Source organism: Aeribacillus sp. FSL K6-2833, from assembly GCF_037965815.1.
Lineage (GTDB): Bacteria > Bacillota > Bacilli > Bacillales > Aeribacillaceae > Aeribacillus > Aeribacillus composti.
The window spans coordinates 1,060,533-1,082,602 of the sequence record NZ_CP150189.1; the positions used below are offsets into that span (position 1 = coordinate 1,060,533).

The 22,070-nt window shown below is 40.7% G+C and carries 19 protein-coding genes and 1 other annotated feature; of the genes, 15 read left to right on the top strand and 4 right to left on the bottom strand.

Annotated elements, in window-relative coordinates:
• Positions 1–24: 24 nt before the first annotated feature.
• Positions 25–1,110 (top strand): M42 family metallopeptidase, encoded by a 1,086-nt coding sequence (locus NSQ94_RS05275; protein ID WP_063387424.1) that lies wholly within the window; start codon positions 25–27, stop codon positions 1,108–1,110.
• A gap of 14 nt (positions 1,111–1,124) precedes the next feature.
• Here NSQ94_RS05275 and sspI read toward each other — a convergent pair whose 3' ends face one another.
• A complete protein-coding gene (sspI, locus tag NSQ94_RS05280) occupies positions 1,125–1,349 on the bottom strand; it encodes a small acid-soluble spore protein SspI (protein WP_063387425.1) in 225 nt (74 codons plus the stop codon).
• 97 nt (positions 1,350–1,446) lie between these two features.
• Between sspI and NSQ94_RS05285 the strand changes: the two genes are divergently transcribed.
• A complete protein-coding gene (locus NSQ94_RS05285; protein WP_144597654.1) occupies positions 1,447–2,199 on the top strand; it encodes an RNA methyltransferase in 753 nt (250 codons plus the stop codon).
• A 49-nt stretch (positions 2,200–2,248) separates the two neighbouring features.
• Positions 2,249–2,479 (top strand) — a binding site (T-box leader).
• A gap of 44 nt (positions 2,480–2,523) precedes the next feature.
• On the top strand, positions 2,524–3,558 hold the full coding sequence (gene pheS, locus NSQ94_RS05290) for a phenylalanine--tRNA ligase subunit alpha (RefSeq protein WP_063387428.1): 1,035 nt from the start codon (positions 2,524–2,526) through the stop codon (positions 3,556–3,558).
• 154 nt (positions 3,559–3,712) lie between these two features.
• On the opposite strand, the gene NSQ94_RS05295 is transcribed toward pheS, so the two are convergent.
• A complete protein-coding gene (locus tag NSQ94_RS05295; RefSeq protein WP_027725928.1) occupies positions 3,713–4,942 on the bottom strand; it encodes an IS110 family transposase in 1,230 nt (409 codons plus the stop codon).
• Positions 4,943–5,374: 432 nt separating this feature from the next.
• Between NSQ94_RS05295 and pheT the strand changes: the two genes are divergently transcribed.
• Positions 5,375–7,786 (top strand): phenylalanine--tRNA ligase subunit beta, encoded by a 2,412-nt coding sequence (gene pheT, locus NSQ94_RS05300; RefSeq protein WP_339230307.1) that lies wholly within the window; start codon positions 5,375–5,377, stop codon positions 7,784–7,786.
• 127 nt (positions 7,787–7,913) lie between these two features.
• On the opposite strand, the gene rnhC is transcribed toward pheT, so the two are convergent.
• Positions 7,914–8,777, bottom strand: a complete 864-nt coding sequence (gene rnhC / locus NSQ94_RS05305) for a ribonuclease HIII (protein ID WP_339230309.1) — start codon at positions 8,775–8,777, stop codon at positions 7,914–7,916.
• Between the two features lie 196 nt (positions 8,778–8,973).
• On the opposite strand from rnhC, the gene zapA reads away from it, so the two are divergent.
• The 11 genes from zapA to uvrC all read left to right on the top strand — a co-directional run bounded on the left by zapA (position 8,974) and on the right by uvrC (position 21,270).
• Positions 8,974–9,231: a cell division protein ZapA gene (gene zapA, locus NSQ94_RS05310; protein WP_063387431.1), complete on the top strand. Its 258-nt coding sequence runs from the start codon at positions 8,974–8,976 to the stop codon at positions 9,229–9,231.
• A gap of 8 nt (positions 9,232–9,239) precedes the next feature.
• Positions 9,240–9,788 carry a CvpA family protein gene (locus NSQ94_RS05315; RefSeq protein ID WP_063387432.1) on the top strand — a complete coding sequence of 183 codons (549 nt, stop codon included), beginning with the start codon at positions 9,240–9,242 and terminating at the stop codon, positions 9,786–9,788.
• Positions 9,789–9,908: 120 nt separating this feature from the next.
• Entirely contained in the window at positions 9,909–11,627 is a 1,719-nt protein-coding gene (gene polX, locus NSQ94_RS05320; protein ID WP_339230311.1) for a DNA polymerase/3'-5' exonuclease PolX, read from the top strand.
• A 29-nt stretch (positions 11,628–11,656) separates the two neighbouring features.
• Positions 11,657–14,017: an endonuclease MutS2 gene (locus NSQ94_RS05325; RefSeq protein ID WP_339230313.1), complete on the top strand. Its 2,361-nt coding sequence runs from the start codon at positions 11,657–11,659 to the stop codon at positions 14,015–14,017.
• A 23-nt stretch (positions 14,018–14,040) separates the two neighbouring features.
• Positions 14,041–14,451, top strand: coding sequence for a DUF350 domain-containing protein (locus NSQ94_RS05330; protein ID WP_063387435.1), 411 nt, complete (start codon positions 14,041–14,043; stop codon positions 14,449–14,451).
• 221 nt (positions 14,452–14,672) lie between these two features.
• The gene (locus tag NSQ94_RS05335; RefSeq protein WP_094246314.1) at positions 14,673–16,349 is read left to right on the top strand and encodes a long-chain-fatty-acid--CoA ligase; all 1,677 of its coding nucleotides are present in this window, start codon (positions 14,673–14,675) and stop codon (positions 16,347–16,349) included.
• A gap of 120 nt (positions 16,350–16,469) precedes the next feature.
• Positions 16,470–17,060 (top strand): TetR/AcrR family transcriptional regulator, encoded by a 591-nt coding sequence (locus NSQ94_RS05340; protein WP_063387437.1) that lies wholly within the window; start codon positions 16,470–16,472, stop codon positions 17,058–17,060.
• A gap of 38 nt (positions 17,061–17,098) precedes the next feature.
• The gene (locus NSQ94_RS05345) at positions 17,099–17,872 is read left to right on the top strand and encodes an electron transfer flavoprotein subunit beta/FixA family protein (RefSeq protein WP_063387438.1); all 774 of its coding nucleotides are present in this window, start codon (positions 17,099–17,101) and stop codon (positions 17,870–17,872) included.
• Between the two features lie 30 nt (positions 17,873–17,902).
• The gene (locus NSQ94_RS05350; RefSeq protein ID WP_063387439.1) at positions 17,903–18,883 is read left to right on the top strand and encodes an electron transfer flavoprotein subunit alpha/FixB family protein; all 981 of its coding nucleotides are present in this window, start codon (positions 17,903–17,905) and stop codon (positions 18,881–18,883) included.
• 182 nt (positions 18,884–19,065) lie between these two features.
• The gene (gene trxA / locus NSQ94_RS05355; RefSeq protein ID WP_063387440.1) at positions 19,066–19,380 is read left to right on the top strand and encodes a thioredoxin; all 315 of its coding nucleotides are present in this window, start codon (positions 19,066–19,068) and stop codon (positions 19,378–19,380) included.
• 117 nt (positions 19,381–19,497) lie between these two features.
• Entirely contained in the window at positions 19,498–21,270 is a 1,773-nt protein-coding gene (gene uvrC / locus NSQ94_RS05360) for an excinuclease ABC subunit UvrC (protein ID WP_094246311.1), read from the top strand.
• A 59-nt stretch (positions 21,271–21,329) separates the two neighbouring features.
• Here the strand turns inward: uvrC and NSQ94_RS05365 are convergent, their stop codons facing one another.
• Complete coding sequence (locus NSQ94_RS05365; protein WP_232515579.1) at positions 21,330–21,779, bottom strand: YslB family protein; 450 nt, start codon at positions 21,777–21,779, stop codon at positions 21,330–21,332.
• Between the last annotated feature and the right edge of the window lie 291 nt (positions 21,780–22,070).

Here is a 22,070-nt window from a genome sequence, read left to right on the forward strand (position 1 = left end):
ATATAAATTAAAGGAGGTTTCAGTGTGGAGAAATGGGATGAAACATTGAAAATGTTAAAAGATTTAACAGACGCGAAAGGCATCGCCGGCAATGAACGGGAAGTCAGAGAAGTAATGAGAGGGTACATAAAAGATTATGCGGATGATATCCAAACGGATGGACTCGGCAGTTTAATTGCCAAAAAAGAAGGAGAATCAGGCGGACCCAAAATTATGATCGCGGGCCATCTTGATGAGGTCGGCTTTATGGTTACGCAAATTGATGATAAAGGGTTCATTCGCTTTCAGCCTGTTGGCGGCTGGTGGAATCAAGTTATGCTCGCACAAAGAGTGACGATTGTCACCCAAAAAGGAGATGTGACCGGCATCATCGGTTCCAAGCCGCCGCATATTTTGCCGGCAGAAGCACGAAAAAAGCCTGTAGAGATCAAAGACATGTTTATTGATATTGGCGCCAGCAGCCGAGAAGAAGCGATGGAATTTGGTGTTCGTCCCGGCGACCAAATTGTGCCTTATTTTGAGTTCACCGTTATGAAAAATGATAAAATCCTTTTGGCGAAAGCTTGGGATAACCGCATCGGTTGTGCAATAGCGATCGAAGTTTTGAAAAAGCTGAAAGGGGTAAACCATCCGAACGTCGTTTACGGTGTAGGAACCGTTCAGGAGGAAGTAGGATTAAGAGGAGCCCGCACATCAGCCCATTATATTGAGCCTGATATTGCTTTCGGCGTAGACGTCGGAATAGCCGGCGACACTCCAGGCATTTCCGAAAAAGAAGCGATGGGAAAAATGGGGAAAGGTCCGCAAATTATTTTATATGATGCTTCTATGGTCTCCCATAAAGGGCTTCGCGATTTTGTCGTAGGGGTCGCTGAAGAATGCGGCATTCCATATCAGTATGATGCTATGCCGGGTGGCGGTACAGACTCCGGATCGATTCATTTAACAGGAAATGGTGTTCCAACGCTTTCCATTACGATTGCAACGCGCTACATTCATACACACGCTGCGATGATTCATCGCGAAGACTTTGAACATACGGTTCAATTATTGACAGAAGTCATTAAACGCCTCGACAAAAAAACGGTTGAAAACATTACGTACAACTAAAAAGCAGGAGCTGGTTATTTCCCAGCTCCAGTCTCTTTTAATCCTTGTTCAAGTGTTTCAACCATTTCCTGCTGATCACGCTGACTTGAATGGTTCCAGATAATTTCAAATAACACGCCTAACCCTGGAAGCATTTTTTCTTCCTTGCTATTGATGGCATCAACGATCGTTTCTCTCAGCTCGTCTTTTGAATTTTGCGATATGTTGGCAATGACTGCATTGCGCAAATCAAAATTCATATCCTTCACCTCGTTTTTCTTCATTCTTCTTTATTTTTTCTTTTGTTTTCTATAATATGTATATGAAATGAACTATCAGTTGAAGGAGACACCATCATTGAAACGGATTGCGTCAACTAAAAATGAAAGAGTAAAAGAATGGAAAAAGCTGCAATCAAGAAAAAAACGGGAAGAGCGCGGGCTGTTTTTAATTGAAGGCTTGCATTTAATCGAGGAAGCTCTCAAATACAAATCAATTGTTCAAGAGTTAATTGTTTTAGACGGAGCGAAGCTGCCAAATCATTTTTTCGAAGGTACTATTCCGACAACGATTGTTTCCAAAGAAGTGTTTTCGCTTCTGTCTGAAACGGATTCCCCGCAAGGTGTCATGGCTGTTTGTAAGCAGCTTAGGTGGGAAATCGATTTGAACGCCAAAAAATGGCTGTTAATAGATGCGGTTCAAGACCCAGGAAATCTCGGTACGATCATTCGTACTGCAGATGCGGCTGGAATGGATGTTGTGATTTTAGGTGACGGGACGGTTGATTTGTACAATAGTAAAACGATCCGGGCGACACAAGGATCAATTTTTCATTTGCCTGTGGTCAATTCGTCATTAAAACAGATTATAAACAAATTGAAGGAAGAGAAAATTCCTGTATTTGGAACTTCAACAAAAAATGCTGTTTTCTATAAAGAGATCCCTCCATCTGAAACATTTGCCCTCCTTGTAGGAAATGAGGGAAATGGGGTCTCAAAAGAGCTGCTGGATATGACGGATCAAAATTTACACATTCCGATTTATGGAAAAGCGGAGTCATTAAATGTTGCCGTTGCTTCAGCTATTTTCATGTACCATCTTCGCAAATAGTGTTGCGCCTTTAATTTCTTTTTTTTATAATTAAAAGCAATTGAATAAAGGAATAACGATGACGGAGAAGAGTAGTTTGCAGGTCGCCATTTAGGGAGAAAATGCCGTAGACTGGAAGCATTTTTATGGTAGAGGCAAACGAATTCACCTCCAGAGTTGACGCCAGGACCATGCGGAAGCATGTAAAGGCGCTCCGGCTGTGCCGTTATGATAATGAAGTGAACAAAGATTCTTTCTTTGTTAATAAGGGTGGTACCGCGAAATTCAACTCGTCCCTTTTTTGGGATGGGTTTTTTTATTTATTTTAAAAAAGGAGGAATTTACATGCAGGAAGAATTAACAAAGCTTCGCGATGAAGCGTTGCAAAAGGTACGGGAAGCAACGGATTTAAAACAATTGCAAAATATTCGCGTTCAATATCTTGGAAAAAAAGGACCGATTACCGAAGTTCTTCGCGGAATGGGAAAGCTTTCGAAAGAAGAACGGCCGAAAATAGGTGCGTTAGCAAATGAAATTCGGGAAGTGATTGCCGGGGAAATAACAAGTAAGCAAGAACAACTCGAAAAAGCAGAAATCGAGAAAAAATTACAGCAAGAAACGATTGACGTTACCCTTCCAGGCAGACCGGTTCGAACAGGAAACCATCATCCTCTCCAAGCTGTCATTGAAGAAATTGAAGATTTGTTTATCGGCATGGGATACACAGTAGAGGAAGGTCCAGAAGTTGAAACAGATTATTACAATTTTGAAGCGCTCAATTTGCCGAAAGGCCATCCGGCAAGGGATATGCAAGATTCCTTTTACATAACTGATGAAATTTTGCTGCGCACACACACATCTCCAGTTCAGGCGAGAACGCTAGAAAAATATAAAGGGAAAGGTCCTGTAAAAATCATTTGTCCAGGGAAAGTATACAGACGTGATACAGATGATGCAACGCACTCCCATCAATTTACGCAAATTGAAGGGCTCGTTGTGGATGAAAACATTCGCATGAGCGATTTAAAAGGAACGCTCGAAGTGTTTGCGAAAAAACTGTTCGGTGAAGACAGGCAAATTCGTCTGCGTCCGAGCTTTTTCCCGTTTACTGAACCGTCGGTGGAAGTCGATGTATCCTGTTTTAAATGCTCCATGAAAGGCTGTCATGTATGCAAAGGAACAGGCTGGATTGAAATTTTAGGAGCAGGGATGGTTCATCCAAACGTTTTGGAAATGGCGGGATTCGATTCGAAAAAATACCGTGGTTTTGCATTTGGAATGGGACCGGAACGGATTGCCATGTTGAAATATGGAATCGATGATATTCGTCATTTTTATACAAACGATGTGCGTTTTTTGAAACAGTTTAAACAAGCTTAAAAGTCCTGCGGTAATATGTCAAGGTGAAAAATCATAGAAATTGGAAATTCCCTTGTCCGATGATCCGAAAAAAGGCAATACTGAAGAAACCCAGTATTGGTACATGTAATAAACTGGGTCTAAAGGTTGATATTGGTATACCAGATCGATCCTCTTATCGATCTTCCCCCTTTCTTGGCGTGTAGATTTGACCGTTGCGTAGCAGCGCATCGATCACACGCACGAGTTTTCTAGCGGTGAGGACGAGGGCTCGTTTATGTTGGTGTTTGGGCACTTCCTCATACTTCTTCCGGTAGTACGCACGAAACGTCGCATCATGCCGTTGCACCGAGTTGGCAGCCTCCACTAGGTAGTAACGGAGATAGCGATTGCCGGAACGAATGAGGGAGGTGTCCTCGGCTTGAAAACGGCCCGATTGGTGCTTGGACCATGTCAAGCCGGCATATTTTGCCAAGGCGGCCTGGTTGTGAAACCGCTCGATTTGCCCGATTTCGGCCAGGATGCCTGCGGTATAAACCGGTCCGATGCCTGGGATGGTTTGCAGTGTGTTCGGAATGCCTTCAAGATGGCGGGTAATGGCTTTATCGAGCTCTTTGAGCTGCGATTGCAGGCTGCGGATTGATTGAATCGACAGCCCTAACAGCAAGTCGATGGAATCCTCGACACACTTGGACAACCGATACGACGAACGGGCCGCCTTTTGAATCGACTTGGCGATGCATTCCGGATCGGCAAAGCGATTGCGCCCTTTTTGGCGCAGGAAGTCGGCCAACTGCTTGACATCCATTTGGCAGATGTCATCGAGGCTCCACGACTCAAGCAGCAGTTCGAGAATGGCATGTCCGAAGATCGAACTGTCCACCTCTTGGGTAAAGGAACTGCATTTGTAAAACAAGTGCTGGAGAAAATACTGTTTCTCACGGGTTAACTGGTGGACGAGATGATATCGCATGCGTGTCAGTCGCTGAAGCGCGAGAAACTGCTCCTTGAGGACAGCCGTCATCTTCAGACGGCCGAAGCGAAGCCGATCCGCAATGATCCAAGCATCGATGTCATCCGTTTTCTCCAAGTCGACATAGGCTTCTTTAAACTTGCGAATGAGCTTTGGATTGATCGTAAACACCTTGACGTTCCAAGCCTGCAAGGCCTCCTGCTGGTGGAAAAACATAGCTGGATGCCAACTGTAGACCGAGGTGGCTTCCATCCCGATCAGAATTTCGGTTGGCTTTCGCTTGTTAGCCCACAGGAGGATTTGATCCCGAAGGAAGGTGGCGCCCAGAAGATGATTATCCACTTTGAAGCGTGCGCACGTATTTCCTTCATGATCCATAATGCAGGTGGCTAAGTCGCGTGAGCTCACGTCGATCCCGACGTAGAGTTTCATGAGATCACCTCCTATTGTTGTAGGATCGAGGGGTAGGACTCTTCGGGATGCCCCCGGATCGCGCCTGTTGACCAGTCACCCTCGCATATGAGAACTCACGTTGGACCATGGGCTGCCCTGGAAGCTGCTCCTTCCAGCATGGGGAAAACCAACGGGAACAGCCTGCGGGTTAGACGTCCAAACAGGGGCCGAGGAGACAGACTTTACAAGTAGTCAAAGCTACAGGAGTGAGAAGAGTATCCCCGATGATCCTAAGACCATTATCCAGGAACATTGCGAAAAGTCCAACCCCGGTACGCTCAACCCTTTGTGGGAGGGGCGCGCCCCTCCCACAAAGGCAACCACCCAAGATATGCGATTGTCAAGGAGCGTATCGGACTGGAAATTCGATAAAAAAACTTTCTGAAACTTAGTATACGAGGAGGTTTTCTCATGTTCGTTTCATACAAATGGCTCTCTGAATATGTTGATCTAGACATTTCCCCTGAGGAGCTGGCTGAAAAAATAACGAAGAGCGGCATTGAAGTTGAAAATGTTCAAGCTGTTAATGAAGGAATAAAAGATGTTGTAGTTGGACAGGTGCTTGAAAAAGAACAGCATCCAAATGCAGAAAAATTAAGCAAATGTTTAGTTGACATCGGAGAAGGAGAACCAGTGCAAATTATATGCGGCGCCCAAAACGTTGAAAAAGGTCAAAAAGTGCCGGTAGCCAAAGTTGGTGCGGTTTTGCCGGGCAATTTCAAAATTAAACGGGCAAAGCTGCGCGGTGAAGAATCTAATGGTATGATTTGTTCTTTGCAAGAGCTGGGCATTGAAGGAAAGCTTGTCCCAAAAGAGTTTTCTGACGGCATTTTTGTTTTCCCTAGTGATGCTGAAGTTGGAAAAAATGCGATTGAACAGCTGTTTATGGACGATTATGTACTTGAATTAGGTCTTACACCAAACCGTTCTGACTGTTTAAGCATGATCGGTGTTGCCTATGAAGTTGCAGCAATTTTAAAGAAAGAGGTTCGAAAGCCGGAAGTTCATTATGAGGCTGCCGAAGAAAAAGCAACTGATTATATTACTGTGAATGTTGAAGCAAAAGAAGATAATCCATTCTATGTAGCTAAAATTATTAAAAATGTCAAAATTGCCCCTTCCCCGTTATGGATGCAAATGCGCTTAATAAAAGCCGGAATCAGACCGCATAACAACGTCGTCGATATTACAAACTATTGTTTATTAGAATACGGCCAGCCGCTTCATGCGTTTGACTATGACCGGTTCGGATCAAAGGAAATACTCGTTCGCCGCGCACATGACGGAGAGACGATCGTGACCCTTGATGATCAAGAACGAAAGCTTACAAGCGATCACCTTGTGATCACAAATGGCAAAGTACCTGTTGCATTAGCTGGTGTAATGGGAGGGGCCGATTCTGAAGTAAGAGACGATACGACGACCGTTTTGCTTGAGGCCGCCTATTTTAAAGGCAGTGTTGTCCGAAAAGCGTCGAAGGATTTCGGACTTAGAAGTGAAGCGAGCTTGAGATTTGAAAAGGGAGTTGACCCGAACAGGGTAAAAGCTGCAGCAGAGCGGGCAGCACAATTGATCGCAAAATACGCCTCCGGAACTGTTTTAGAAGGTGAAGCAGAATTTCATGATTTTTCAATCGAGAAAAAAGTGATCACCATTTCCGCTGAGAAAATTAACAACGTTTTAGGGACAAACATTGCAGTAGATGAAATAAAAGAAATTTTTGACCGCTTGCAATTTGAAACCGTTGAAGAAAACGGTCTTTTTACAGTAACCGTTCCGACAAGAAGAGGCGATATTGCGATTGAAGAAGATTTAATTGAAGAAGTAGCCCGCCTTTACGGATATGACTATATTCCGTCAACATTGCCTGAAGGATCTTCAACATCCGGAGCATTAACAGACTATCAATTGAAAAGAAGAAAAGTGCGAAGATTTTTGGAAGGCGCCGGGCTTTATCAAGCGATCACATATTCATTAACGAGCAAAGAAAAGGCGGGACAATTTACGCTGGAGACGTCAAGCTTTACTCAATTAGCATTGCCGATGAGTGAAGAGCGGAGTGTTTTGCGTTTAAGCCTGCTTCCTCATTTGCTTGAGTCTGTAAAATATAACAAAGCGCGGCAAATCGATGATATTCATCTTTATGAAATTAGTTCTGTTTTCATTTCGGACGATGCTTTAGAAAAGCCTTTGGAAAAAGAACGTTTATCAGGCGTCATGACGGGTCACTACGTTTATCACCCATGGCAAGGGGAAAAAACAAAAGTTGATTTTTATGTTGTGAAAGGAATTTTAAACGGTTTATTTGATCTGCTTGGACTGTTGGATGAAATTGAGTATAAACAGGCAAAACGTGAAGGGCTGCATCCCGGCAGAACGGCAGATATTTATTTAAACGGATCATTCATCGGATTTGTCGGCGAATTAAATCCGGAAGTTGAAAAAGAGTATGATTTAGATGAAACATATGTTTTTGAGCTGAAGCTAGCCGATCTCATTCAATATGAAGCTAAGCCAGTCATATATACGCCGATTCCAAGGTTCCCATCTATTACAAGGGATATCGCCTTAGTCGTTGATCAGCATGTGCATGCTGGCGAGCTTCAAGAAACGATCCGGGAAGCGGGCGGAAAACTGTTAAAAGAGATTTCCATTTTCGATGTGTATGAAGGAGAACGTTTGGGAGCAGGGAAAAAATCGATCGCATTTTCACTCCGCTACTACGATCCTGAACGAACATTGACGGATGAGGAAGCAGCAAAAGCTCATGAAAAAGTAATTAAGGCGGTAGAGGAAAAATTTTCAGCAGTTCTTCGCAGCTAACGCAGGACGATAAATCCCTAAAATAATTCCAGCTAACAAATGAAGGTGCAGATAGCACCTTCATTTTTATTGAAATCATAAATTGGTCCTGCTAACCTCAGAAAATAAGATTTCCGGATTCGTCATTTCAATTCAATAGATTCAAAGCTTTTTCGGTGTTGGCAAAATGAAGCTTTGCCATTTTGCCAAGTGTGTTTTTCCCTTTTTCCTTTATTAATTTGGCAGCAGCTTCATCAACAGTATGGCTGGCTCCTTTTGGTAAATAAAATCCGGCTGCGTTGGATAAGCTGTTTAATTCTTTTAAAAAAGCATATCTTGCGATAATGGATGCTGCAGCGACAGATATGTGTATATGCTCCGCCTTCGGTTTAAAGATGGTTATGTCTTTAAACGGAACATCCCGGTCTTTAAGATATTGAAAGTAAACATTCGGCTCTGCAAACTGATCGATTAACACAGCTTCTGGTTTATCAGGAGAAATTTTCTTGAGTAAATGATGAATCGCTTGATTATGAAGGATAGCTTTCAATTTCCCTTGGTTCATTCCAGATTTTTGCAATTGATTGTATTTTTCATTGCGCAAAATTAAGAGGCTGTACGGAACTTTCTCTATTAAAGTGTTGGCGATTGAAAAAACTTGTTTGTCTGTCAAAGCCTTTGAATCTTTTACTCCAAGCTGCTGAACCAGTTTTCTTTTTTCTTTAGGGACAAATACTGCAGCAACCGTGATCGGTCCAAAATAATCCCCCGTTCCTGCTTCATCAGAGCCGATGACTGACATCTGTTGAAGCTGTTGAAGCTCATCCTCTGTTTGAGAAGGGGCTGTTTTTGCTGTTTTTTCCCATCTGTTTGCTTCCTGCTGAGCGGCAGATCCTTGAAAAAGCACTTTTCCCGACTTGTAAGCAGTGATCGTACAGTTTGTCAATTTGGCAGAAAAGACGGCACCTGGAGGGGTTCTGTCTATAATGAAAGGATTATAAAAATCTTTCAAAGTTTGAATTCCCCCATGATCAACTTTTATGACGATATTGGACAATAAAAAACGCCTCGCTTTCCTAAAATGGATGCTATTTTATTGTACCCTTTCTTTTGTTCTTCTTTCCATCTTTTCGACAAACATGTTATGATTATGATTAGGATTTTGAATCATTTTGCGATATTTTTTCATAGAGGATGGAGGATTCGCTTTGTCTGATCAACCTAAAAATAAAGCGACTGTTTATATATATGGACAGCAGTATTCGATTGTTGGAAATGAGAGCGTAAATCATATGAAGCTTGTCGCTTCAATTGTTGACGAAAAAATGCGGGAAATCAGTCAAAAAAACCCATCTCTAGATTTAAACAAGCTGGCAGTACTAACTGCGGTTAATGCTGTTCATGATTATCTCAAATTAAAGGAGAAATTTGAAGAACTAGAAAAGCAACTTCAGGAAAAGGATTGAAATTTAAAATGCTTGACTTGATCATTTTATTTTTCTTAGTATTCGGATTGCTCACTGGCCTTAAAAGGGGATTTATTCTCCAAGTAGTTTATTTATCAAGTGTTATAGTGTCTTTCATAATTGCCAGAACATATTTTGACGATCTTGCTCCTAAACTGGAATTATGGGTACCGTATCCAAATATAGGAGATTCAAATGCTGCTCTATCTATATTGACAGGGGGCCATTTGGAGGAAGCTTACTATCGCGGAGTTGCATTCGTGCTTTTGTTTATCGGATCAAAAATAGCGCTTCACATCATCGGATCTATGTTTGATTTTGTTGCAATGCTTCCAATACTTAAGCAAATCAACCGCTTGCTGGGTGCGGTTTTAGGTTTTGCGGAAACTTACCTCATTTTATTCATTCTGCTTTTTTTGGCAGCGCTCATTCCAGCCGAGCAAATTCAAAATCTTATCGATAAATCGCTGCTGGCTGATTTAATTGTCAATCATACCCCTGTCTTATCTGATAAAATTCACGATCTTTGGATCGGCTATTTCGGTAAAGGAAGTTAGACGTAAAGGGACGATGGAAACATCTTTATTTAGACCCCCATCGTCCTTCTCTGTTTCTATTAAATAGTTCAATAGCAGGTGATTTTTATATTGTTTAAGATTCAAGAGGTGACGTAAAACATGACGGTTCACAAAAAGGATGTTGTCAGCCTGTTAAAGAAAATTGCTGTATATATGGAGTTAAAAGGCGAAAACCCTTTTAAAATCTCCGCGTTTTATAAAGCTGCCAATGCCCTTGAAAGGGATGCGAGAAGCCTATCAGACATCCACGATTTTACTTTAATCAGTGGGATTGGGAAAGGAACGAGTGCAGTCATTGAGGAATTTATTAAAACCGGCGAGTCAAAAACGCTGCAAACCTTGCAAAAGGAAGTTCCTGAAGGGTTAATCCCTCTTCTTCAATTGCCAGGGCTGGGCGGAAAGAAGATTGCAAAATTGTACAAAGATTTAGGTGTTGTGGACATCGATTCTTTAAAAAAAGCCTGTGAAGAACATAAAGTGCAAAGTTTACAAGGTTTTGGAAAAGTAACGGAAGAAAAAATATTGGCTGCGATCGATGAAATGAATAAAAAGCCGGGCCGACTGCCTCTTGCTTATATGCTGCCGATTGCAGAAAAAATAGAGAAATTTTTAGAAAAAGGACAAGGAAACGGAATAGTTCGCTTTTCTCGTGCAGGAAGCTTAAGAAGAATGAAAGAAACGGTAAAAGATCTTGACTTTATTATTGCGGCGGAAAATAAAGAAGCTGTGCGAGATTACATTTTAACAATGCCGAATATTACTGAAATCATTGCGAAAGGCGATACGAAAATATCGATTGAACTCAAGTTTGATGTCAAGGTTCAGGTCGATTTTCGCATCGTGCACCCAAAGGAATTCATTTCGGCTTTGCACCATTTTACAGGCTCAAAAGAGCATAATGTAAAAATGCGCCAGCTAGCGAAGGAAAGAGGAGAAAAAATAAGCGAATACGGCGTAGAAATAATAGAAACCGGAGAAGTGCTCACATTTGAGTCAGAAAAAGAGCTGTATGCACACTTTCAGCTTCCCTACATTCCGCCAGAGGTTCGGGAAGATGGGGAGGAAGTGGAAAAATACAAAGGAAATCTTATTTCGCTCGAGGAAATAAAGGGAGATCTCCATATGCATTCAACATGGAGCGACGGCGCTCATTCAATCAAGGAAATGGCTGAGGCTGCTAAAAGAAAAGGCTACAAGTACATCGCGATTACAGATCACTCGCAATTTTTAAAAGTAGCCAACGGCTTGACTCCTGAGCAGCTGAAAGGACAAAAAGAAGAAATTGACATGTTGAATGAACAATATTCTGATTTTACGATTTTCAGAGGAATCGAGATGGATATTTTGCCGGACGGTACACTTGATTATGACGACGATTGTCTAAAAGAGCTAGATATAGTTATTGCATCGATCCATTCGAACTTTTCCCAGCCGCAGAGTGTAATTATGAAAAGGCTGAAAGCAGCCCTATATAATTACCATGTTGATATTATCGCTCATCCGACTGGAAGGTTAATTGGGCGAAGAGAAGGATACGATGTTGATATAGAAATGCTTTTAGAACTTGCAAAGGAAACAGATACTATTTTAGAATTGAACGCAAATCCGAACAGGCTTGACTTATGTGTAGAACATTTGAAAAAAGCGAAGGAATACGGTGTAAAGGTTGTGATTAATACAGATGCCCACAGCATAAACATGCTAGAACATATGGAGATAGGGGTTGCGTATGCGCGAAAAGCTTTCATTCAGCCGGATGACGTTGTGAATACGTGGGATGTTGAACAATTAAAGCAATTTTTAAAAAGGAAAGACTGACCATTCAACTGTCAGGAGGTTTTGAGAAGTTGCAGGAACGAGTGTTACATGTTTTGGAATTTAATAAAATAAGAGAACAGCTGAAAGAGCATGCTTCTTCTTCTTTAGGAAAAGAGAAAGCGTTAAAGCTTATGCCGTCAGGAGACATCAACGAAGTACTGAAGAGGCAGGAGCAGACAGATGAAGCACTAACAGTGCTCCGATTGAAAGGCTCTGCCCCTTTCGGAGGATTAAGCGACATACGGCCGAGTGTAAAGCGTGCGCAAATAGGCGGAACTTTAGGTCCGCAAGAGCTTGTGGCTGTTTCTGCCGTGTTATATGCTTCAAGACAAATGAAGCAATTTATTGAAAAGTTGACTCAAGAAGAGGAGGTTTCACTTCCTCATTTAGAACAATTGGTCAGCGAAATCGGAATTTATTTAAAAGAAGAAAAAGAAATTCAACGTTGCATACGCGATGACGGGGAAATTGTTGATGATGCGAGCGATAAATTAAAAGCGATAAGAGGTCAAATCCGTACACTGGAGGCTCGTATTCGCGAAAAGCTGGAATCGATCATTCGCTCCCCATCTGCACAAAAAAATCTTTCGGATGCCATTATTACGATTCGAAATGACCGCTATTGCATTCCTGTCAAACAAGAATATAGAGGAGTTTACGGAGGAATCGTCCATGATCAATCTTCCTCAGGAGCAACTCTGTTTATTGAGCCGCAGGCTATCGTAGAAGCGAACAACTCTTTAAATGAAGCGCGGATTAAGGAAAGGCGCGAAATTGAACGGATCTTAACGGAATTGTCGAAAATGGTTGCTGACATAAGCAAGGGAATCATTCATAATATCACTGTAATGGGTGAAATCGATTTTATGTTTGCCAAGGCATTGTATGCTAAAAAATTAAAGGCTACAAAACCAAATATAAATGATCGTGGCATTATGAAGCTGTATAAAGCCCGCCATCCTCTTATTGACCCTGAAACCGTTGTGCCAAATACAATTGAACTTGGGGAAGATTTTCAATCGATTGTCATTACCGGTCCAAACACCGGCGGTAAGACGGTGACGCTGAAGACAATTGGACTGCTCGCACTAATGGCGCAATCAGGTCTGCAAATCCCTGCTGAAGAAGGATCTACAATGCCGGTATTTGAGGCAGTTTACGCAGATATTGGGGATGAACAGTCAATTGAACAAAATTTGAGTACATTTTCTTCTCATATGGTGAACATCGTCAAAATTTTACAAGAACTTAATGATCGCTCACTCGTACTATTTGATGAACTTGGGGCAGGTACAGATCCTGGAGAAGGTGCCGCTCTAGCCATTGCAATTTTGGATGAAGCTTTAAACAGAGGAGCGCAAGTTGTTGCAACCACCCACTATCCCGAATTGAAAGCATACGGATTTAACCGTAAGGGCGTGATCAATGCAAGCGTTGAGTTTGATGTCGACACATTATCGCCGACGTATAAATTGTTGATCGGTGTACCTGGCCGAAGCAATGCGTTTGAAATATCAAAAAGGCTTGGATTGAGCAAAGAAATTATTGAGCGCGCCAAATCGTTCATGAGCGCTGACAGATCCAAAACGGATGCAATGATTGCCTCCCTTGAGGAAAGCAAAAAACGTGCTGAAGAGGATTGGATGGAAGCTGAAAAAACGCTGAAAGAAGCAGAAAAACTTCATAAAGAACTACAAGAACAAATCATTGAATTTAATAAGCAGAAAGACCGCCTATATCAAGAAGCTGAGGAAATGGTGAAAAAAAGGCTGGAAGAAGCGCAAAAAGAAGCAGATCAGATTATTCAAAAATTGAAAAACATGCAAAAAGAGCACAGTTCAGCTATTAAAGAGCATGAATTAATAGAAGCAAAAAAGCGGCTTGAATATGCAGCGCCTGAATTTATAAATACTGAACAAAAATCTGAAAAACAAAAAAGCAAAAAGCAGCTGCGCCCCGGCGATGAGGTAAAAGTGATCAACTTAAATCAAAAAGGACATCTGCTTGAAAAAGCAAATGAAAGTGAATGGCTTGTACAAATTGGAATATTGAAAATGAAAGTAAAAGAAGAAGATCTTGAATATATTGGCAGCCCGAAACAAGAGGGAGAAAAAACGCTCGCAACAGTAAAAGGGAAGGATTTTCATGTTTCATTAGAACTTGATTTGCGGGGAGAGCGATATGGAGATGCGCTCATCCGTCTTGAAAAATATATTGACGATTGTCTTCTCGCAGGATATCCGCGGGCGCACATTATTCATGGCAAAGGGACGGGCGCTTTAAGAAAAGGGGTGCGGGAATTTTTGCAAAACCACCGCGCTGTTAAAAACGTCCGTTTCGGTGAAGCAAATGAAGGCGGAACAGGTGTTACGATTGTGGAGTTCAAATAAACTTTTCTTTAAGGAGAGTAAACATGAATCTGTTTTGGGAAAACGTATATGTTCAAACTGCTGCTAATTATAGTGTTGTCATATTGTGCGGGGTTTTATTTTTAGTCATTTTTGAATTGGTGACGAAATATAAAAACTGGGAAGAAATCCAAAAAGGCAATGTGGCTGTTGCAATGGCAACAGGCGGCAAAATTTTCGGGATTTCAAACGTTTTCCGCTTCTCAATTGAACAGCATGACGGTCTCTTTGAAATGATTGGCTGGGGCTTTTACGGATTTGCCTTGCTCTTAATCGGATATTTTATTTTTGAATTTCTGACTCCTAAATTTAATATTGATGATGAAATTCAAAAGGATAACCGTGCAGTTGGCTTTATCTCAATGGTCATATCCATAGGCTTGTCCTTTGTAATCGGAGCAGGAATTACAAATTAGGAGAGGGGAACATGGAAACGCTGGCTAAAATTTTATTTGGTTTGTGCGGTCTGTTTATTGCGATCGGTATTATTTATATGGTGTTTTTTGCTTGAAAAAGCGGAGAAAAGAAAAGGTCTCCGCTTTTTCCTGTTTAAAATTCTAAAAATAATTATATTTCTGAATTTTATTTTGATATAATGAAATAAAATCATCATTATTTTTCAAAGGAGAGGAGATAAATGGAATGTCAAAAACCTTGGCTCAATTTTTATCCCTCGGAAATTCCGCATAATATCTCTTGGGAGAATAAGCCGCTTTCCAAATATTTTCAAGATACGGCTAATCAGTTTCCGAATCATACAGCCGTTTCATTTCTTGGAAAGAACATTACGTACCGCAAGCTATACGAACAGATGCTTCAATTGGCTAATTATTTGGAGCAAACAGGGTTTGAAAAAGGGGATCGGGCAGCGATTATGCTTCCAAACTGTCCACAGGCAGTTATTGCTTATTATGCAGTTCTGGAGGCAGGCGGAATAGTCGTTCAATTGAACCCTCTTTATACAGAATCAGAGCTGGAGTACCAGTTGAATGACAGCAGTGCTACACATCTCATTACATTAGATCTTTTCTATCCAAAAGCCTCGAAATTGAAATCTCTCACAAATATCAAACATATCATAATAACAAAGATCCAAGAGTATTTGCCTTTCCCAAAAAATCTTCTATACCCGCTCATTCAAAAGAAGGAGCAAAATCTTTTAATAAAGGTAAACGCAGCAAATGGTGTTCATGTATGGACAGAGATCTTAAAAACATCGCCTGCTAAAGAATTGACAGTAAATATTGATCCGAAAGAAGATATTGCCCTTTTGCAATATACAGGAGGGACGACAGGGACGCCTAAAGGGGTGATGTTGACGCATGAAAACTTAATTTCCAATACGAAAATGTGTGCTGCCTGGATGTATAAATGCAGGAAAGGAGAAGAGTCCATACTAGGAGTTTTGCCTTTTTTTCACGTATATGGCATGACGACTGTAATGAATTTATCTATCATGGAAGGTTTTAAAATGATTTTAATCCCCAAATTTGATTCAACCGAAATTTTGAAAGCGATTGAAAAAGAAAAGCCAACGCTTTTTCCAGGAGTGCCAACGATTTATGTCGCTCTTTTAAATCATAAAGATTTGCGAAAATACGACTTGTCCTCGGTTAAATATTGTATCAGCGGTTCGGCTCCTCTTCCGGTAGAAATTCAGGAGCGCTTTGAAAAAGAAACAGGCGGGAAGCTTGTTGAAGGATATGGGCTCTCGGAAGCTTCTCCCGTTACGCATGCAAACTTATTTTATTCAGATGTCAAGAAAAAAGGAAGCATTGGCATCCCTTGGCCCAATACGCATGCAGCCATTTATTCGGCTGAAAAAGAAGGATTTGCAGATGTCAACGAATTCGGCGAGCTTATTGTAAAAGGACCGCAGGTGATGAAAGGCTACTGGAACAACCGAGAGGAAACGGAAGCGGTTTTCAAAGACGGATGGCTTTTTACAGGAGATATCGGCTATATGGATGAAGACGGATTCTTTTATATTGTCGATCGTAAAAAAGATATGATTATTGCTGGCGGGTACAACATTTATCCCCGCGAGATAGAAGAAGTGTTGTATGCTAATGAAAAGGTTAAAGAGGTTGTCGTTGCAGGTGTTCCGGATCCTTACAGAGGCGAGACCGTGAAAGCTTATGTTGTACCAAAGGGAGGAGCACAGCTTACGGAGCAAGAGCTTGACCAATTCGCCCGAAAACATCTTGCCCCGTACAAAGTGCCGAAAAAATACGAATTTCGCGACGAGCTTCCGAAAACAGCAGTAGGAAAAATTTTAAGAAGAAAACTAGTAGAGGAAGAAAGAAAAATATAAAACGGACATCTATCGGTTTTGAACGAGAATAAAAACTTCCCTCAATGCTTGACAAAAAGGCTTAATCTAAATATCATATAAATGAATGACCATTCATTCATTTTGAAGGGAAGATACACGTTGAAAGAAAAAAAGGCAAAATATAAACAAATCATTGATGCAGCTATTGTCGTCATTGCGGAGAACGGCTATCATTCCGCTCAGGTTTCGAAAATTGCCAAACAGGCGGGCGTAGCAGATGGAACGATTTATTTGTATTTTAAAAACAAGGAGGATATTTTAATCTCCCTTTTTCGAGAAAGATTGATGAATCATATCGCTGAAGTGAAAAAAAGCATTGATGCAAAGCAGACTGCTGCAGAAAAATTGTTTGCGCTGATCGAAAAGCATTTTCAAATGCTAGTTCATGATCGGAATTTGGCAGTGGTTCTTCAATTGGAATTGCGGCAAGTAAACAAAGAATTGCGCCGGCGCATAAATGAAATTTTTAAAGAATATTTGAAAGTAATAGACGAAGTGATCGAATTCGGAAAAAAAACGGGAGAGTTTCGACAAGATTTGGATTTAAGGCTGGCAAGACAAATGATTTTTGGGACGATGGACGAAACGGCGACAACGTGGGTAATGAAAGATCAAAAATACGATCTCCTCGCAATTGCAGAAAAAATTCCTGAGCTGTTAATCAACGGATTTAAAAGCAATCATTCATAAAAAGAGAATGATCAATTTTTAAAAAGGGGATGGGAAAAGTGAATATTTTTGTCCTTATGAAAAGAACTTTTGACACAGAAGAAAAAATTTTAATTGAAAACGGATCAATCTCCGAGGATGATGCAGAATTCATCATAAACCCTTATGATGAATATGCCATTGAAGAAGCGCTGCAGCTTAAGGAGGCTCATGGCGGAGAAGTAACTGTTGTTACAGTAGGATCAGAAGAAAGCGAAAAAGAGCTGAGAACGGCTCTTGCGATGGGATGCGATAAAGCTGTCTTAATAAATATTGAGGAAGATTTGGAAGATGGAGATCAATTTACAACAGCAAAAATTCTATATGAATTTTTGAAGGATAAAGAAGCGGACATTATATTAGCTGGAAACGTTGCCATTGACGGAGGATCTGGCCAAGTAGGCCCCCGTTTGGCGGAGCTTCTTGACATTCCGTATGTCACAACGATCACAAATATTGAAATAGATGGAAAAAACGTGAAAATTGTGAGAGATGTTGAAGGGGATTCGGAAATCATTGAAACAACACTCCCTCTTTTAGTAACTGCCCAACAAGGTTTAAACGAACCGAGATACCCGTCTTTGCCGGGAATTATGAAGGCAAAGAAAAAACCCCTTGAAGAGTTGGAGCTTGATGATTTAGATCTTGAAGAAGAAGATGTCATGCCGAAAACAAAAACGTTAGAAATTTATTTGCCGCCTAAAAAAGAAGCAGGAAAAATATTGCAAGGGGAACTGCAGGATCAAGTGAAGGAACTTGTTTCTTTATTGAGATCAGAAGCAAAAGTTATTTAGTGGAGACGAATATAGCAGGGGGATGAAAAAATGGCTCGAAAAGTGTTCGTATTGGGAGAAATAAGGGATCAATTTTTAAGGAACGTATCATTTGAAGCGCTTGCAGCCGGCAAGATAATATCCGAAGGCGGAGAGGTGGTCGCCGGATTAATTGGAGAGAACGTTAGAACGCTTGCAAATGACATGATTTATTATGGAGCGGATAGGGTTGTCATCGTGGAAGATGAAAAATTGAAATATTATAGTCCGGACGGGTATTCACAAGCTGTCATGGCGATCATTGACAGTGAAAAGCCTGACGCTATTATTTTCGGACATACGGCATTAGGCAAAGATTTATCTCCAAAAATAGCGGCTAAATTAAACGCAGGTCTTATTTCTGATGCTACCGCTGTAGAAATAGTGGGCGGTAACGTTGTTTTCACAAGACCGATCTATTCAGGAAAAGCTTTTGAGAAAAAAATCATAACGGATGGGATTATTTTTGCGACCGTTCGTCCGAACAATATTCCACCTCTCGAAAAAAATGAATCAAGGAGCGGAGAAGTTGCTTCCATATCGGTAGAAATAAAAGATCTGCGCACGATCGTGCGTGAGGTTGTCCAAAATGCAGCGGAAGGCGTTGACTTATCTGAAGCAAAGGTGATCGTTGCCGGAGGGAGAGGGGTAAAAAGTGCAGAAGGGTTTGAACCGTTAAAAGAATTGGCATCTGTGCTCGGAGGAGCAGTAGGGGCGTCACGCGGTGCCTGTGATGCAAACTATTGTGACTACTCGCTGCAAATCGGACAAACGGGAAAAGTCGTTACACCGGATTTATATATTGCCTGCGGAATTTCTGGAGCCATTCAGCATTTAGCGGGAATGTCGAATTCTAAAGTAATTGTTGCAATCAATAAAGATCCGGAAGCGAACATTTTCAACGTCGCAGACTACGGTATTGTCGGAGATTTATTTGAAGTTGTGCCAATGCTTACGGAAGAATTTAAAAAATTAAAAATCCATTCCTCTTAACGTGTCCTGAATGGACTCGTATTTTTTTGAACAAATCCATTCCTCCTAGTATAAGTGGAGACGGGTCACGACGTACATAAAATACAAAAAATATGAAAAAATAGTTGCAGATCAAAACATTCGCTTCAAGCGAAAGAACATGGTATACTTCACATAGAAAAAGTGAATTAGGAGGAATTAAGATGGCAATTGTAAACGTTACTGACCAGAATTTTTCCCAAGAAACAAGCGAGGGTGTAGTATTGGCAGATTTCTGGGCGCCTTGGTGCGGTCCATGTAAAATGATTGCCCCAGTCCTTGAAGAATTGGATCAAGAACTTGGTGACAAAGTAAAAATTGTTAAGCTTAACGTGGATGAAAATCAAGAAACTGCCGGTCAATACGGAGTCATGAGCATTCCGACGTTAATCGTCTTTAAAAATGGTGAAGCAGTGGATAAAGCGATCGGTTACCAGCCGAAAGAAGCTTTAGCGCAATTGCTTAACAAACATTTGTAATATAAAATATAAAAAGAGGCGCTCACGAAAGTTACCTTTTGGAGCGCCTTCTTGCTTTTAAATGAAAACGGCTGAATAAATCCAGCACAGATTAGAATAAGTTGGAGTGTTTTACCGATGTATGAGCATTTAAAAGAAAAACTTTCGCTTCTTCCGAATAAGCCTGGCTGTTATTTAATGAAGGACAAAAACGGAACCGTCATTTATGTTGGAAAGGCAAAAGTATTGAAAAACCGGGTTCGTTCCTACTTTACTGGATCACATGACGGAAAAACGTTAAGACTCGTTCAAGAAATTGCCGATTTTGAATATATCGTAACATCCTCGAATATTGAGGCGCTTCTATTAGAAATGAATTTAATTAAAAAACATGAACCGAAATACAATGTCAATCTAAAAGATGATAAAAGCTATCCGTATATTAAAATTACTTCCGAGCGCCATCCGCGGCTGATCGTCACACGAAAAGTAAAAAAAGATAAGGGGAAATACTTTGGACCGTATGCAAACGTCCAAGCTGCGAGAGAGACAAAAAAGCTGCTTGACCGCATGTATCCTTTGAGAAAATGCAATTCGCTTCCAGACCGGGTTTGCATCTATTATCATATGGGCCAGTGTCTTGCGCCTTGTGTTCACGAAGTTTCCGAAGAAACGAACAAACAAATGGTGGAAAGCATCATCCGTTTTTTAAATGGTGGATATAAGGAGATCAAAAAAGAATTAACAGAAAAAATGCTGAAATGTGCAGAAAATCTTGAATTTGAAAGGGCAAAAGAATATCGGGACCAAATCGCGCATATCGAAGCAACAATGGAAAAGCAAAAAATGGTTCTCAATGATTTTATTGATCGCGATGTATTTGCTTATTATTACGATAAAGGATGGATGTGCGTCCAAGTATTTTTTATCAGACAAGGAAAACTGATAGAACGGGATGTGTCCATTTTCCCTCTGTACCAAGAGCCAGAGGAGGAATTTTTAACATTTATTGGTCAATTTTACGCAAAGAACGACCATTTTCTTCCGAAAGAAATAGTCATTCCGGAAGATGTCAATGAGGAAATGGTTCGAGCTTTAGTACAAGTACAGGTCAGCAAACCAAAGAAAGGAAAAAAGAAAGATCTCGTACAGCTAGCTTATCAAAATGCAAAAATTTCGTTAAAAGAGAAGTTTTCACTCATTGAACGAGATGAAGAAAGGACGATCAAAGCAATTGAAAATTTAGGAAAGCAGTTGAATATTCCTACACCACATCGGATTGAAGCTTTTGACAATTCCAATATTCAAGGCGCGGACGCTGTTTCGGCTATGGTTGTTTTCATAGATGGAAAACCTGCGAGAAAAGAGTATCGAAAGTTTAAAATAAAAACAGTCAGCGGGCCTGATGATTATGAATCGATGAGGGAAGTAATTCGCAGGCGATATACTAGAGTGCTGAAGGAGGAGCTGCCGTTGCCGGACCTTATTATTGTTGATGGAGGAAAAGGACAGGTACAAGCAGCTATGGATGTATTAGAAAACGAACTGGGACTTGACGTTCCTGTTGCCGGGCTTGTGAAAGATGACAAGCACAAAACGAGCGATTTGCTTCTCGGCAACCGGGAAGCTGCTGTTCAATTGTCAAGAAGCAGCCAAGAATTTTATTTGCTTCAGCGCATTCAAGATGAAGTGCACCGCTTTGCCATTACGTTTCATCGACAAGTCCGCCAAAAGAATACGTTTAAGTCTGTATTAGATGAAATCCCCGGCATAGGACCTAAGCGTAAAAAACAACTGTTAAAATCGTTCGGTTCCGTTGAAAATATTAAAAAGGCATCGCTTGAAGAGCTAAAACAGGCAGGAATGCCTGAAAAAACAGCACAAAACATTTTACAATATTTCAGCGAATAGCGATGTAATAAAACAAATAGGAGGAAGCTTTTAAATCCTCCTACTGCCCTTTCATTCTGTTAAATTTTATCTTTTTCATCCCATTTTACAATGAAAATAACTTTGTTTAAGCGTTTGTTTATCTGTTCATACGCTTCTGTGACGACACCGTTCATACATTCGATTTGCTGCGCGATAAATCCTGCTTCTAGTTGGAAGGATAAATCTTTGAAAAGCTTCATCCTTTTTTCGATCAATTGGCCTGTTAATTCAAATTCCATTTCGTTTTTTTTCTGGCGAATAATATGAAGATCGCCCCATCCGGCTGATGAAAAAAAAGATATAAGTTCTTCTAACGTAGATAATTGAATTTTTCGAGCTAGCTGTTTGCCTGCCCAATACAAAATGGAATGATGCTCTTTTCCTAGAAGTTCAGGAAGTAAATAGTCGCGAAGCAGCAAAACGCTAAAAGGATGTAAGGTTATTTCTTCTAATTCTTTTAATTGATCGTGATATGACAGCTCTTTCAATCGTTTCCCCTCTTTCTAGCGAACAATTATATTATATCAGCTTTCACATAAGATGAAAGAGTTTATAAAATCAATTTCGGATACGGGAAATATTCTATTTTCCGATCAGAAAAAATGATTTTACTGAATAATACTTTGTAGACGTTTTCTTGACGGTACTACTTTATGGGAGTACAATGAATTTGTCCTATTATTTTAAGATTTCGTCATATTTTGTCGGCGGATTTTTACATGCCAAGCAGGGGGAGCAGGAGATTTTTAAGAAATCTTTCAAATTATTAAGATTAGGGG